General features: G+C 65.0%; 17 protein-coding genes. 10 read left to right on the top strand and 7 right to left on the bottom strand.

All coding sequences use genetic code 11. The features are described from left to right. Positions 1 to 38 precede the first annotated feature (38 nt). Entirely contained in the window at positions 39 to 206 is a 168-nt protein-coding gene (rpmG, locus tag BUB39_RS22325; protein ID WP_073058119.1) for a 50S ribosomal protein L33, read from the top strand. A gap of 141 nt (positions 207 to 347) precedes the next feature. Here rpmG and BUB39_RS22320 read toward each other — a convergent pair whose 3' ends face one another. Both BUB39_RS22320 and BUB39_RS22315 read right to left on the bottom strand, forming a co-directional pair. Then, positions 348 to 1,721, bottom strand: a complete 1,374-nt coding sequence (locus tag BUB39_RS22320) for a PleD family two-component system response regulator (protein WP_073058117.1) — start codon at positions 1,719 to 1,721, stop codon at positions 348 to 350. Further along, the gene (locus BUB39_RS22315; protein WP_073058115.1) at positions 1,721 to 2,092 is read right to left on the bottom strand and encodes a response regulator; all 372 of its coding nucleotides are present in this window, start codon (positions 2,090 to 2,092) and stop codon (positions 1,721 to 1,723) included. Before BUB39_RS22315 ends, BUB39_RS22320 begins: the two co-directional genes overlap by 1 nt. Before the next feature lie 132 nt (positions 2,093 to 2,224). Between BUB39_RS22315 and BUB39_RS22310 the strand changes: the two genes are divergently transcribed. After that, positions 2,225 to 2,533, top strand: coding sequence for a DUF3572 domain-containing protein (locus tag BUB39_RS22310; RefSeq protein WP_073058112.1), 309 nt, complete (start codon positions 2,225 to 2,227; stop codon positions 2,531 to 2,533). Further along, the gene (locus BUB39_RS22305) at positions 2,514 to 3,152 is read left to right on the top strand and encodes a GNAT family N-acetyltransferase (protein ID WP_073058110.1); all 639 of its coding nucleotides are present in this window, start codon (positions 2,514 to 2,516) and stop codon (positions 3,150 to 3,152) included. Before BUB39_RS22310 ends, BUB39_RS22305 begins: the two co-directional genes overlap by 20 nt. 3 nt (positions 3,153 to 3,155) lie before the next feature. On the opposite strand, the gene BUB39_RS22300 is transcribed toward BUB39_RS22305, so the two are convergent. After that, on the bottom strand, positions 3,156 to 3,575 hold the full coding sequence (locus BUB39_RS22300; RefSeq protein ID WP_073058109.1) for a flagellar export protein FliJ: 420 nt from the start codon (positions 3,573 to 3,575) through the stop codon (positions 3,156 to 3,158). Positions 3,576 to 4,053: 478 nt separating this feature from the next. Here BUB39_RS22300 and ctrA point away from each other — a divergent pair, with 478 nt between their 5' ends. Beyond that, positions 4,054 to 4,755: a response regulator transcription factor CtrA gene (gene ctrA, locus BUB39_RS22295; RefSeq protein ID WP_073058107.1), complete on the top strand. Its 702-nt coding sequence runs from the start codon at positions 4,054 to 4,056 to the stop codon at positions 4,753 to 4,755. Positions 4,756 to 4,920: 165 nt separating this feature from the next. On the opposite strand, the gene chpT is transcribed toward ctrA, so the two are convergent. Next, on the bottom strand, positions 4,921 to 5,577 hold the full coding sequence (gene chpT, locus BUB39_RS22290) for a histidine phosphotransferase ChpT (protein WP_073058105.1): 657 nt from the start codon (positions 5,575 to 5,577) through the stop codon (positions 4,921 to 4,923). Between the two features lie 287 nt (positions 5,578 to 5,864). Here chpT and BUB39_RS22285 point away from each other — a divergent pair, with 287 nt between their 5' ends. Continuing rightward, the gene (locus tag BUB39_RS22285; RefSeq protein ID WP_073058103.1) at positions 5,865 to 6,437 is read left to right on the top strand and encodes a DUF1134 domain-containing protein; all 573 of its coding nucleotides are present in this window, start codon (positions 5,865 to 5,867) and stop codon (positions 6,435 to 6,437) included. A gap of 125 nt (positions 6,438 to 6,562) precedes the next feature. Next, a complete protein-coding gene (locus BUB39_RS22280; protein ID WP_073058101.1) occupies positions 6,563 to 7,726 on the top strand; it encodes a hypothetical protein in 1,164 nt (387 codons plus the stop codon). Between the two features lie 20 nt (positions 7,727 to 7,746). On the opposite strand, the gene BUB39_RS22275 is transcribed toward BUB39_RS22280, so the two are convergent. Continuing rightward, on the bottom strand, positions 7,747 to 8,745 hold the full coding sequence (locus BUB39_RS22275; RefSeq protein WP_073058099.1) for an NAD-dependent epimerase/dehydratase family protein: 999 nt from the start codon (positions 8,743 to 8,745) through the stop codon (positions 7,747 to 7,749). An 84-nt stretch (positions 8,746 to 8,829) separates the two neighbouring features. Here BUB39_RS22275 and BUB39_RS22270 point away from each other — a divergent pair, with 84 nt between their 5' ends. Next, on the top strand, positions 8,830 to 9,738 hold the full coding sequence (locus BUB39_RS22270) for a LysR family transcriptional regulator (RefSeq protein ID WP_244540349.1): 909 nt from the start codon (positions 8,830 to 8,832) through the stop codon (positions 9,736 to 9,738). A 142-nt stretch (positions 9,739 to 9,880) separates the two neighbouring features. Here the strand turns inward: BUB39_RS22270 and BUB39_RS22265 are convergent, their stop codons facing one another. Continuing rightward, positions 9,881 to 10,033, bottom strand: a complete 153-nt coding sequence (locus BUB39_RS22265) for a DUF1127 domain-containing protein (protein ID WP_073058097.1) — start codon at positions 10,031 to 10,033, stop codon at positions 9,881 to 9,883. 267 nt (positions 10,034 to 10,300) lie between these two features. Next, a complete protein-coding gene (locus BUB39_RS22260; protein ID WP_073058095.1) occupies positions 10,301 to 10,708 on the bottom strand; it encodes a DUF2000 family protein in 408 nt (135 codons plus the stop codon). Between the two features lie 53 nt (positions 10,709 to 10,761). Between BUB39_RS22260 and BUB39_RS22255 the strand changes: the two genes are divergently transcribed. The 3 genes from BUB39_RS22255 (at position 10,762) to BUB39_RS22245 (ending at position 13,098) form a co-directional block, all read left to right on the top strand. Further along, complete coding sequence (locus BUB39_RS22255) at positions 10,762 to 11,574, top strand: AraC family transcriptional regulator (RefSeq protein ID WP_073058094.1); 813 nt, start codon at positions 10,762 to 10,764, stop codon at positions 11,572 to 11,574. After that, positions 11,574 to 12,503 carry a LysR family transcriptional regulator gene (locus tag BUB39_RS22250; RefSeq protein ID WP_073058092.1) on the top strand — a complete coding sequence of 310 codons (930 nt, stop codon included), beginning with the start codon at positions 11,574 to 11,576 and terminating at the stop codon, positions 12,501 to 12,503. The genes BUB39_RS22255 and BUB39_RS22250 overlap by 1 nt, the downstream gene beginning before the upstream one ends. A 94-nt stretch (positions 12,504 to 12,597) precedes the next feature. Then, complete coding sequence (locus tag BUB39_RS22245) at positions 12,598 to 13,098, top strand: thiamine pyrophosphate-binding protein (RefSeq protein ID WP_073058090.1); 501 nt, start codon at positions 12,598 to 12,600, stop codon at positions 13,096 to 13,098. Positions 13,099 to 13,105: the final 7 nt, after the last annotated feature.

Here is a 13,105-nt window from a genome sequence, read left to right as displayed (position 1 = left end):
GCGGGGCATGCCCGGCCGGCACCATGCAGAGGTTTGTCATGGCCAAGGCCACCACCATCAAGATCCGGCTCGTCAGCTCGGCGGACACCGGTTTCTTCTATGTCACGAAGAAGAATTCCCGCACGATGACCGAGAAGCTCGCGGTCAAGAAGTACGATCCCGTCGTGCGCAAGCACGTCGAGTTCCGCGAAGCCAAGATCAAGTAAGTCGCGACGCCACAGCGTCCGTCTCGCGCTTCAAAGGCACCGCTCTGCGGTGCCTTTTCGTTTGGGGAACGTGGCAGCTCCGGCCTTCGGCGCGGCGGGTAACTCACCCCAGCGCGAGCGATCAATCCAATCCGCCGCTTCTCAGGCGACGGCGGCGCTGACGCGGTTGCGACCTTCGCGCTTCGCCTTGTAGAGCGCGTCGTCGGCGCGCCGCAGCAGCGTATCCTGCGCATCGCCACCCCCGGTGCGGGCGGCAAGCCCGATCGAGACGGTGATAGCGATCTGCTCCTCGCCGCCCTCGATCAGGAAGGGCTGGCTCGCGATTCGCTCGCGGATGCGTTCGCCAACCATCGCCGCATCGCGAATGTCCGTATCCGGCATCACCACGACGAACTCCTCGCCGCCGAGCCGGCAGACGAGATCGACGCTGCGCACGGTGCGGCGGATGCGGCGAGAAAACTCTCGCAGCACATCATCGCCGGCATCATGGCCATGCGTGTCGTTGACCTGCTTGAAGAAGTCGATGTCAAGAATCAGCAGGCTGAGCGGCCGCTGGCGCTGCGAGGCCTGGTCGACGAGGCCCGCGAGGTGGCGCTCCAGATAACGCCGGTTGTGCAGCCCCGTCAGCCCGTCGGTGATCGCCATCTCCATGGTGAGATGGGCGCTGTCGCGCAGCCGCTCCATGAAGCGGTGGCGTCGGACCTGCGTGCGGACGCGGGCGAGCATCTCATTGGTGTCGATCGGCGCCATCAGGTAGTCGTTGACGCCGAGATCGAGACCGCGGACCAGTCGGTGCGTCTGATCGGACTGCGCGATCACGAGGATCGGCAGCAGGCGCGTCCGCTCCAGCGAGCGGATCTGCGAACAGAGCCGCAAGCCGTCGAAATCAGCGAGATCGAGGCTAACGATGACGAGGTCGTGGGTGCCCTCGATGACTCGAAACAGCGCCTCCTGCGGGTCGGTTTCGACATCGACGTGATGGCCGGCTTCGACAAGGCTCTGCGTGATGCGGGCTCGCCGCGAGTCCTTGTCCTCCACGAGCAGGATGGTGCCGTGGTCGCCGGAGGCGATGACGCCTTCGAAGGGATCGGTCAGCCCGATTTCGCTACTGAGCCCGGCCCGCAGCAGCCACTGGTCCGTCAGCGCTTTCAGCCGGACGAGGCTCTTCACACGCGTGATGAGGGCGAGTTCATTAATGGGCTTGGTGAGGAAATCGTCGGCGCCCGCCTCGAGGCCCTTCAGACGGTCCGAAGGCTGGTCGAGCGCGGTGACTATGATCACCGGAAGCTGCGCGGTGAGCGGGTTCTGCTTCAGCCTGCGGCAGACCTCGAACCCGTCCATGCCCGGCATCATCACGTCGAGCAGGACGATATCGCATTGCCCGCGCGCGCAGACCTCCAGCGCGTCAACACCGTTCGACGCCGTCACGACCTCGAAATATTCGGCGGTCAGAATCGCCTCGAGCAATTTGACATTGATCGCGACGTCGTCGACGACGAGGACACGGGCGGTCATCAGGCGTCTCCGAGATAGGCCTTTACCGTTTCGATGAACTTGGTCACCGATATCGGCTTGGAGAGATAGGCTTCGCAGCCGCCCTGGCGAATTCGCTCCTCGTCGCCCTTCATCGCAAAGGCGGTGACGGCGATGATCGGGATCGACCGGAGCTCGTCATCCTCCTTGATCCATTTCGTCACCTCGAGGCCGGAGACCTCGGGCAGCTGGATGTCCATCAGGATCAGATCCGGCCGATGGCGGCGGGCGAGATCGAGCGCCTCCAGGCCGTTGCGGGTCTGGATGATGTTATAGCCATGCGCTTCGAGAAGGTCGTGGAAGAGCTTCATGTTGAGCTCGTTGTCTTCCACGACCAGAACGGTCTTCGCCATGCGAACTCAGCCTCTGCCGCGCAGCCTCACCAGCCTCGCGGAAACGCAACATCCCGGCGCCGCTGGTGTCGGCCCCACCTGGTTCACTTCGCGCTAAGTTCTAGCGACGATTCGTTTCGGAAAGGAAAATACATGATCCGCGACCGCGAACCGCCGATGTCGCTGGAGGGCGCCGAGCAGCTTGCGATCAAGGCGCTCGCCTTTCTTGCAAGCGAGCCCGAGGAACTCGGCCGCTTCCTGGCGCTGGCCGGCATCGGACCCGAGACGCTGCGCACCGCCGCTGCCGATCCCGGCTTCCTTGCCGCTGTGCTCGAATATTTCCTCGAGAACGAACCGCTTCTGCTCGTCCTCGCCGCGCGCGACAATATCCGGCCGACCATGTTCGCCGCCGCCCGCTTCCTGCTCGACCGTGAGATGTCCGATGGCGACCATTCCGCTTGATCTCGATGGCTATACCGATCTCCCGCCGGGACTGATCGCCAATGTCGTCACCTATCTTCAGTTGAACGACCGCAAGGCCGGCCGCGTCGCCCCGCTGCCGCCGGGATTGACGGTGCGACTGCTCGAGACGCCCGATCTTGCCGCCTATCGCGATCTCTATCGACGGATCGGCGAAGCCTGGCTGTGGTTCTCGCGCGCCGTGATGTCGGATGCCGAACTCCTGGCGCAGCTCGGCCGCCCGGGCGCCGAGATCCTGTTTCTCGAAAGGGACGGTGAGCCACTCGGCCTTGCCGAGCTGCAGCATTCGGAGGATGTGCACTCGCTCGAAGTCGCGATGTTCGGCGTGGTGGCGTCCGAAAGCGGAACAGGCGCGGCGCGCGGACTGATGTCAGACGTGCTCGATCGTGCCTTTGGCGGCGGTGCCGAACGCGTCTGGCTGCACACCTGCCATTTCGATCATCCGGCCGCCCTGCCCTTCTATCAGCGCATGGGATTTCGGCCTTGGAAATTCGCGATCGAAGTGTCCCGTGATCCGCGGCTCGACGGTTTCCTGCCGCGCGAAGCTGGGCCGCATGTGCCGCTCATCGATCCAGCCGAGGCCGGGAGCGGGCCTGAATAACGGTCAGACGCTACGGCGCTCGCCGGCCAGCGTCTGGCGGCCACGGCGGGCCGGCTCCTTGGCATCGGCGTCACCAGTACCGCGCTCACGCTCCTGGTCGCGCTCGGCGAGCAGTTCATGCTTGCGCAGTTCGTCGGTCGCGGCGAGCAGTTCGTCCTGCGCCGTTTCGAGCTGGGTTTGCAGTTCCTGGGCTGAGGCAAGCAGATTGTCGCGCCGCTGCGACGCGGCCTTGGCAAAGGTCGGATAGGCGAAATGGCTCTGGTCGCGGATGCCGCTCCGTTCCTGCTCGATCTTGATCTGATCCTCGAGATCGCGCGCCATCCGTTCGAATTCAGCGATCATGAGTTCGATCTGCTGAACGCGGCGACGCTTCTCTTCAGCCTGGAAACGCTTCAGCCGAATGAGGCTCTCACGCGACTTCATTACACCCACAACTCCCCTCAGCCCCCAAATCCGGCACAACGCCGGCTCCGAAGTGCTTGCACGTCCGCCCCCGATGCGGCGCAACCGACCCGCCTGCGCGTGCCAGTCACTTGTCAAAACCTTAAACCTTCGGCTCCACGCTAACGTTTCGTTTACGTCTCGCGTTAATCATGGCGAAGGAGGGCTTAAGGCCAGGTAAACCCCATCGGATGCTGACCCATCCTAAAATGCGGAGTCCGACGAATTGGTTACTGCGATCCGTGCAATTGCGCCTATCGACGCCCTCGGGTGCTGAACGGCGTTCAATTCAGGCGGCGGGAGGAATTTTCGTCCCGTTCGTCCAAGCCGCTTGTGGGCGCGAATCGGAATTTGTTAACCATTGTTCGTTAGGCTTCGAATCGGGGTTGAGCCGTTTCCCATGGCGGCCGGTTCGAAGGACCGGAACGCCAAGCCCAGGATAGGCAATGAGGGGATTGGTATGAGAGTTTTGCTGATCGAGGACGACAGCGCCACGGCGCAGAGCATCGAACTGATGCTCAAGTCCGAGAATTTCAACGTCTACACGACGGATCTCGGCGAAGAGGGTGTCGATCTCGGCAAGCTCTATGATTACGACATCATTCTTCTCGACCTGAATCTGCCGGACATGTCGGGTTATGAGGTGCTGCGCGCGCTGCGGCTCTCCAAGGTCAAGACGCCGATCCTGATCCTCTCCGGCCTTGCCGGCATCGAGGACAAGGTGCGCGGTCTCGGCTTCGGCGCCGACGACTATATGACGAAGCCGTTCCACAAGGACGAACTCGTCGCCCGCATCCACGCCATCGTCCGTCGTTCGAAGGGCCATGCCCAGTCGGTCATCAACACCGGCGACCTGACGGTCAATCTCGACACCAAGACCGTCGAGGTGAATGGCAGCCGCGTCCATCTGACCGGCAAGGAATACCAGATGCTGGAGCTGCTCTCGCTCCGCAAGGGCACCACGCTGACCAAGGAGATGTTCCTCAATCATCTCTATGGCGGCATGGACGAGCCCGAGCTGAAGATCATCGACGTCTTCATCTGCAAGCTGCGCAAGAAGCTGGCAACGGCCACCAACGGCCACAATTATATCGAGACGGTCTGGGGCCGCGGCTATGTGCTGCGCGAGCCGGACGAGGTCCCGATGCGCGTCAGCGCCTGAGACCCGTCAACGTCGAAGAACACAGAACCCCGCTCCGGCGGGGTTTTCTTTTGCCTGATGGATTGGGCGGCAGACATCGCATGGCCGCGGCAAGACCGGGGGGCAAGCGCCTCGCCGCCATCGATAGACGCGGCTCTCCCGCGCATGCGGCGCGGCAGCGCGGCTTCAGTCGGTAAGAACGCGGGTCTTGGCGGTGATCAGCACATCGGTTCCCTCGAGCGCGGCGACGACATCCATGTTGCAGGCGCGGGCGAGCAAGCCGGCATAATAAGGCTGCACGGCATGCGCATCGACGTGAACGTCGATCAGCTGGCCGGGGACGAGCTTTTCGAAGGCGGCGGGAATGCGCGCATTCGGACCCGAGCAGTGAAGGCTGAAATCGGGTGCCGACGGGGCGCCGTCGACCACAACCTTGATATGACCGCCGCGCGGCACTGCGGAAACCGCCAGCAGCACGAGATTGAGCAGCAGCTTGACGCGGTTCTTGGCCATTAGGGCCGGCGGCGCCGTCCAGGAGAATTCGGCTTTTTCGCCATCCATCCAGCCGCGCGCAACCTTCTCGGCATCGCCGAGATCGATCTCAGCACCGGCAGAGCCGGCGGCGCCAAAGGCAAGGCGGGCAAATTGCAGCTTGGCGGAGGCCTGGCGGGCGCTTTTGCGGATGAGATCGAAGGCGAACGCCTTCATCTCCTCGTTGTTCTCCTCGTCGAGAACCTCGAGCCCGTTATTGATGGCGCCGACCGGCGAGATGATGTCGTGGCAGACGCGGCTGCACAGCAACGCCGCGAGGTCGAGCGCCTCGAGTTCGACCGGCTCAGACATCGCCGTCCCCCAAACATGTGGTTGCGAATCGCGCGCCTTTCGGAGCGCAGCACGGGGATACACCGACCCGCCGCCGCTGCCAACCGCATCGGCGCCTTGCCGGCCAGCACCCCCGCATCGCTAACCGCCGCGAAGGGGCCGCTTTTTCGCGTCATCACATGCAGGCTTCAGGGGCCGCACTTGTGCAGGCCGCGGCAAGGGTTGCCGTAGGGCGGGCGCTTGGGGCACGCTTTGACCTGCATCCGCCACCAACGCGGATTCGCTTCACGCTCGAAAGGGATCACGTCATGTCCTTCGCCCTCCGACTCGGGTCCTGGCTCGGCATGCTGGCCCTCGCGGCCTTGCTGTCGTCCGGCCAGGCCAGCGCGCAGTCCTCCGAGCAGTATTCGGTCGACGAAATCGTCAAGGCTGGTGGTAACTTCTTCGGCGAAATCTCGGGCGGCCTCGCGTCGGTCGTCGAGCATTCGATGGCGCAATATGGCCAGCCCAACGGCTATGTGCTCGGCGAACAGGGCAGCGGCGCTCTCATTGCCGGTGTCCGCTATGGTCAAGGCACGCTCTATACCAAGAACGCCGGCAAGCACCCCGTCTTCTTCCAGGGCCCGTCGATCGGCTGGGATTTCGGCGGCGAGGGCTCGAAGGTGATGATGCTGATTTACAACCTGCCCTCGGTGAACGCGATCTATGATCGCTTCGTCGGCATCAACGGTTCGGCGTTCCTTGTCGGCGGTGTTGGCATGACGGTGCTCTCGCGCGACAATATCTTCGTGGTGCCGATCGTCTCGGGCGTCGGCGCGCGGCTTGGCGTCAATGTCGGCTACATGAAGTTCACCGACCACCAGACCTGGAACCCCTTCTGACGCGCGACGGCCTTCACGCTCCGGAGAGATTCGGCGACTAGGCTGCCCAGTGCTGGACTCGCGGCCGCGCCCGGTGTCATCTGGCTGACGGGGCGGCGCGCGGATCGGGACCGACGGAGCACGGCGTGATCGAAGCGGCGATGTATGTGGCGCTAGGCGTGCTTGCAGCAGGCCTCGTCGCGCTTGTCCTCATTCCGCCGTTCTGGCGCCGGGCGGTTCGTCTCAATCGCCGCGACATCGAAATGACGCTGCCGATGACCCGGGCGGAAATCGCAGCCGACAAGGACCAGCTCCGCGCCGGTTTTGCCGTTTCGCTGCGCAAGCTTGAAACGACGGTCGAGCGGCTGGAGACAAAGCTTGCCGCGCGCGAAGTCGAACTCGGCCAGAAACGCGAGATCGTCACGCATCTGACTTCGGAGAGCTCCGTTTCGGCGCAGGGTCTCGGCGTCCTGGAGACAGAGCGCGACCAGTTGCTGACGACGCTCGCCACCCGCGATCGCCAGCTGGCCGAGGCCGACGAGGCCCGCAAGTCCGCCGAGAAGCGCATTGTCGAGATCGAGGGCCGGCTCGATGCGGCGCGTCAGCAGATCGAGGCAGTGATCGCCGAGCGCGAGGCGCAGAAGTTGGAGTTTGTCGCGCGCGACACCGAGCTCGGCAATCTCCGGGGTCAGATCGCGGCAGCCACGCGGTCGGCGGGCGACGACGTCGTCTCCGAAATGGCGGAACTGCGCACGGCGCTGGCGAGCGAGCAGGTGCGCCGCGAAGCTGCGATCGAGCAAGTCCGCGCCGCCGAGGCCGGGCGCCGCGCAATGGATGTCGAGACGAAGGCGGGCGCGGTTGCGCAATCGGCGCTGCGCGAGCAATTGGCTGAAGCGACCGGCCGCATCGAGGCGCTGTCCGCACGGCTTGTCGAGGCCGAGGCGACCAGCATGGGTGTCGCCGTGCTTCGTGACGAGAAGACCGCCTTGCAGGCCCGTGTCGCGGCGCTGGAAGCCACGCATCTCAGGATCGAAGCCTCTTCCGAGCCTTCGGCCAGCGATACCGCGGCGATGCGGCGCAAGCTGCTCGAAATCGGCGAGGCCGTGGCAAGGCTGGCCGCCCCGGCCGCACTGCCTGCCCCCTCTCTTCCCGCCAGCGAGCCCATCCCAGCGCTCATGGAAATGAGCAGCATCGTCTCCATGCTTCCGGCACCTGCGGGCGTCCCGGGAGAGCGGTCGACGGGTACGATTGCGCCCATCAGCCTCGCCGAACGTATCCGGGCGCTGCAGCAGACCTCGCAGGCGGGTTGACCGCGTCCATTCGGTACGCTTCAGCGAAATGCGGGAGCCAGCCGCGTCTCCGCTGTCTCCTTCGTCAGGCATCCCAAGCCTTCGAGCGCTGTGCGGATCGCCATCGGCGTCGGCGTATGGGGCTCTGACCCGAGAAAGGCGACCAGTTCGCCATTGTCCAGTTCCAGCCTCTCCTTCCAGAGATAGCGCATCTCCAAAATCTCGCGGAACGTCTCGACAAACGGCGCCCCGGCATAGATCGCCCACCAGGGGAAGCGCCCGATCTTCATCTCCGGCTTTCCGATAACGGATCGCACCGCCTCGGCAATGGCGATCCCGTGCTCGAAGAAGTGGCCGCGGAAATGGAACGGCGCGAAGACTGGCAGTTCGTCGGCGCGCTCGATCAGCTGCGCGAAGGTTTCAGCAAGATCGGGCAGATAGGCGAAGGCGTGGCCGATATCGGGCTTTCCCGGATAGGTGATTGCCTTCACCGGCATCCTCGGCTTCACGATGCCCTGGCCGAACCAGCTATTGCCGACCGAGGGGCCAAAAAAGTCGCCGGCCCGCAGGATGATGACCGGCACGCCTTCCGACGCCACCTGCGCGAGGCGCGCCTCCATCGCAACGCGGATGCGGCCCTTGCGGGTCACCGGCTTCTGCGGCGCGGTCTCGGCAACCAGCGGCAAGGCGTCAGGTCCATAATTATAGACCGTGCCCGGGAAGACGATCCGCGCGCCATTCGCCTTCGCTGCCGCGATCGTGCTGTCCAGCATCGGCATCGCGACGCCGGCCCAATTCTTGTAGCCGGGCGGATTGGCGCCGTGGAAGATCGCGGAGACGCCGGCAGCCGCAGCCACGACATCCGCGGGTTTCATCGCGTCGCCCTCGACCCATGCGATCGCAGGCCCGCTCCAACGGCGCTGCGCTGCCGCGACATCGCGGGCGAGGCCTCGAACCGTCCACCCGCGCGCGGCCATGACGCGCGCCACAGCACCGCCAACCCCGCCGGTTGCACCGATCACCAGTATCGTCTTGGTCATTGTCTTGCTCCATCGCCTTGAGGATGAAGCTCAAGCTAGTACCGGCCTCGCAGCAACGAAATTGTTGAACGATGAATGAAAGGCATGCATTATTTTATAATGCAGCTCTCCTGGGATCATTGCCGGTCTTTTCTCGCCGTCCTTGCGGAGGGCAGCCTCTCGGCCGCGGCGCGCAAGCTGCAGCTGACCCAGCCGACGCTTGGGCGCCATGTCGCCGAGCTCGAACAGACGCTCGGCGTCGCGCTGTTCACGCGCAGCCAGTCCGGTCTGCAGCCGACGGAAGCCGCGTTAGAACTGCGGCCGCATGCCGAGGCGATGGCAGCGGCCGCGGAGACCCTGTTGCGCACCGCCTCGGGCGAGGCAGCCGACGACCGCGGCACGGTCCGCATCACGGCCAGCGAGATCGTAGGCACGGAAGTGCTCCCGCCAATCCTGGCACGCTTCACCCGCCGGCACCCACGCATCGCGCTCGAGCTTGTCGTGTCCAATGCCAACGACAACCTGCTGCGGCGCCAGTCGGACATCGCCGTGCGCATGGCGACGCCGGCGCAGGACGCCCTGGTGCAGCGGCGGATCGGCACGATCGCGGTCGGCCTGCATGCGCGGCGCGACTATCTCGACGCGCATGGGACGCCGCAGCGTCTTGCCGACCTCGTCGGGCACACGCTGATCGGCTTCGACACAGAAACGCCTGCCGTGCGCGCCGCGCAGCAGAGCGGTCTTTTGCCGGATCGGCAGGCGTTCCGGCTAAGGACGGACAGCGATGTCGCGCAGTTGCAGATGATCAGGGCCGGGATCGGCATCGGCGCCTGCCAGGCACCGATCGCACGGCGCGATCCCGAATTGGTGCGCGTCCTGCCGGAGGCGTTCGATTTTCCGCTCGAATGCTGGCTGGCGATGCACGAGGACCTGAAGACGGTGCTGCGGATGCGCCTCGTCTTCGATCATCTCGGCGAGGAACTCGCGGCCTATGTCAAAGGCCGGGCCGACTGACGACTGAAGACAAAAAAAGACGCCCGTCGGGGAGGAGGTCGACGGGCGTCTCTATAAAGGGCGCTGGGCTGGGGAGGAGGTCAGCCGCGCGCCAATCGCGGGGAACGAGGGAGGAGGTTCGTTCCCGGCGAATTCTGGAAACTCAGTATCCGGCCGAGCGCTTGGCGACCTTGGAGATTTCGCCGCGTGCGATGCCGAGGTCATCAAGCTCGCGGGTGGTCAGCCGGTTGAGCTCATTGCAGGTCTGGCGATACTTCAGCCAGCTCTTGTAGGAAGCAACGATGCCATTTGCCATTTCATTCGGTCCTTCTTCCGGAAGCGCCGGGCCAGTGCCGTTCCGCTTTCGATGATTGGAAGATAGGCCAGTCCGCCGGAGATGAGCACTCAGAGAAAAGTCATGGCAGGCCTGCGTTTGATGCAGAGCAATATCACATTGCGGCTCCATGTTGCGCCGCACAATAGCCATCTTCCGCCGGTCTAGAGACGGACCGCCACATCATGTCCGGATTCTGGCCACATCGCTGGCGCGGTTGAGCCTCATGTCGGCATGACCCGCTGCCGATCACCCCATGAACTTCAGGCCGCTCGTCACCTTGTCGATGATCTTGCGCTCGCCATGCAGACCGATGCCGACGAAATCCAGCGCGTCGGCCGGTAGCGCTGCGACAGCTTCCCGGTTGGCGGCGTCATGGCTGGTTGCGAACATCTCGCGGATATAGATCGCGATCTCGAGCGAACGGGAAAGCGCGCGTCCATGCGTCCGCTTCAGGCCCGCGGCGTCCGCGCCATAGATGAACACCGGCTCGCGGATCAGTGCAGCATAGGCGTTGCCGTCGCCGTCGCGATAGGGTTCGCCGATGATCTCATGCCGGGCGGCGAGGCCCCCGGCCAGGAAGGCGGCGATATTGACCTTCTGCCAGGGCAGGAGATCGTCGAGGATCACGAGTGCAGTCTTGGTGGCGTAAAGCATGGTCACAAGGCTAGGATCGTCGGACGGCCGCGTCTTGAACGATCGTGCAGTGAATGACCGACGACTTCATCATGACAGAACCCGCCGCCGATGGCGTCCAGCGGCTCGTCGCCCGCTTCGGCGGCCACGCCTATGATCCGCATCGGCACGAGACCTATGCCATCGGCGTGACGCTCGCGGGCGCGCAGGGCTTTCGCTATCGCGGTGCGGGCCGGGTCAGTTGGCGCGGCCAGTGCATGGTGCTGCATCCGGACGAACTGCATGACGGCCGTGCCGCGGCGCCGGACGGCTTCCTCTACCGCATGATCTATGTCGAGCCGGCGCGGATTGCCGAAGCGCTCGGCCAGCCCGGCGCGCATCCATTCGTCGACGAGGCAGTCGCGGCCGATCCTCGCCTCGCCGACCTTCTGGCGGAGATTTTCACCGGCTTCCCGCGTCCCGCTTCTCCCCTCGCCATCGACGGCTTCCTTGCGGAACTCGCGGTGCTGCTGGCGCGGCGGAGCGGCCTCCAGCCCCATGGGACCTCACAGCCGATCGCGGCCGTCGCGCGCGTGAAAAGCCTGCTCGATGCGGAGTTCGACCGCCCGATCGGCTCCTCCGATCTCGAACGCGTATCCGGCATCGACCGCTTCGTGACGGCCAGGGCCTTCCGCCACCTCACCGGCACCTCGCCGCATCGATACCTGATCGGTCGCCGCCTCGCCGCGGCCCATGCATTGATCGCGGGCGGCGCGACGCTGTCGGACGTCGCGGCGCGCGTCGGCTTTGCCGATCAGAGCCACATGACGCGCGCCTTCAAGGCTCGCTTCGGCATGACGCCCGGCCGTTTTCGCAGCTTGGTGGCCGCGGGCGCGGGCACAGCGTGATGGATCCGCTCCGGCTCGGCCTCGTCTCGCCGAGGCTGCATTATTTTCAGCTCGTCGCCCGCCTCGGATCGATCCGCAAGGCCGCCCGCATGCTGAATGTCGCGCCCTCGTCCATCAGCCGCGCGCTGGCACAGTTCGAGGAAGAACTCGACACGCCGCTGTTCGACCGCTCGACGCGGCGGCTGAAGCTGACCAGCGCGGGCGAATTGATGCTCTACCGCGCCCGGGCGAGCGGCGCGGAACTCGCGCGAGCAATGAGCGAACTCGGCGAGCTCAAGGGCCTCCGCCGCGGCGCCTTTTCCATTGCGGTGGTCGAGAGCGTCGCGCGCGGGCTGACCGCGGATGCGCTGGCGATCTTCTGGCAGCGTTATCCGGAGATCACGGTCGACATGCGCGTCGTCGATTCCCGCGCCGCCTTTGCAGCCGTCGCCGAGGGCGACTGCGAGATCGGCATTGCCTTCGACATCGCTGCGCCCAAGGCGACGCAGCGCCTCACGATCGTGGAACTCGGCATCGGCGCGCTGGTGACACCGGATCATCGCTTTGCCGGACGCACTGGCCTTCGCCTGCATGAACTGGCCGGCGAGCGCATCATCGTCTCCGACAACAGCCTGTCGCTCGGCCGCGCCCTCGAAGAGGCTCTGGAGGCTTCCGGGGTCGGCGTCGTCAGGCGGATGCGCACCAACTCGATCGAACTGATGGTCGACCTCGCCAGTCGCGGCCTCGGCGTCGCCTTGCAGACCCGCGTCGGCATCGAGAGCGAGGTTCGCGACGGACGGCTCGCCTTTGTCCCGATCCGCGACCCGCGCCTGAAACCGCGCCGCCTGACCCTCGTGACGCGCGGCAAGGGCGAAACCTCGGAGGCGGCGACGGCCCTCGCCGCGCAGCTCAGCCTCGCCATGGAGCGGGCGGCCCGATCCGACGCCTGAGTGTTGCGCTGGACGCAACAGCCAGGTCGTCATTTTAGGACTATGCGGTGCGCAAGGCGCTTGCGATGCTCGGCCATCACGAGGAACCGACACCATGCAACAGAGCGCGGTCGACGCCGTCCTTCGCGGCCTGAAGAAGGCCGGGGTGACGGTTGCCTGCTACCTGCCGGATTCGCTGTTCAAGCCGCTTTATCCGGCGCTCGATGCCGATCCCGATATCCGCACCATCCGTGTCACCAATGAGGGCGAAGGCGCGGCGATCTGCGGTGGCGTCTTCCTTTCCGGCAAGCGCGCCGTGCTCGTGATGGAAAATTCAGGCCTCCGCGCCTCAGTCGAGCCACTCGCCCGCATGGGCCTTGGCGCCGGCATTCCGGTCGTCATGCTGATGAGCTATCGCGGCGAGCTCGGCGAGAACAACTGGTGGGCAATCCCGCACGGTATCACGATGGAGCCGGTGCTGAACGCCTTGCGCATTCCCTATCGCGTCGTCCGCGAAGAGGAAGAGATCGAGCGGGCCATCACCGACGCCTATGACTGGTCCTATGCCTCCTACTATCATTCTGCGATCGCCCTTGGCGGGAGCGTCGTTCGATGAAGCGCCA

Origin of the sequence: Kaistia soli DSM 19436, from assembly GCF_900129325.1 — a bacterium.
GTDB lineage: Bacteria > Pseudomonadota > Alphaproteobacteria > Rhizobiales > Kaistiaceae > Kaistia > Kaistia soli.
This window is presented reverse-complemented; position numbering and strand designations above follow the sequence as displayed.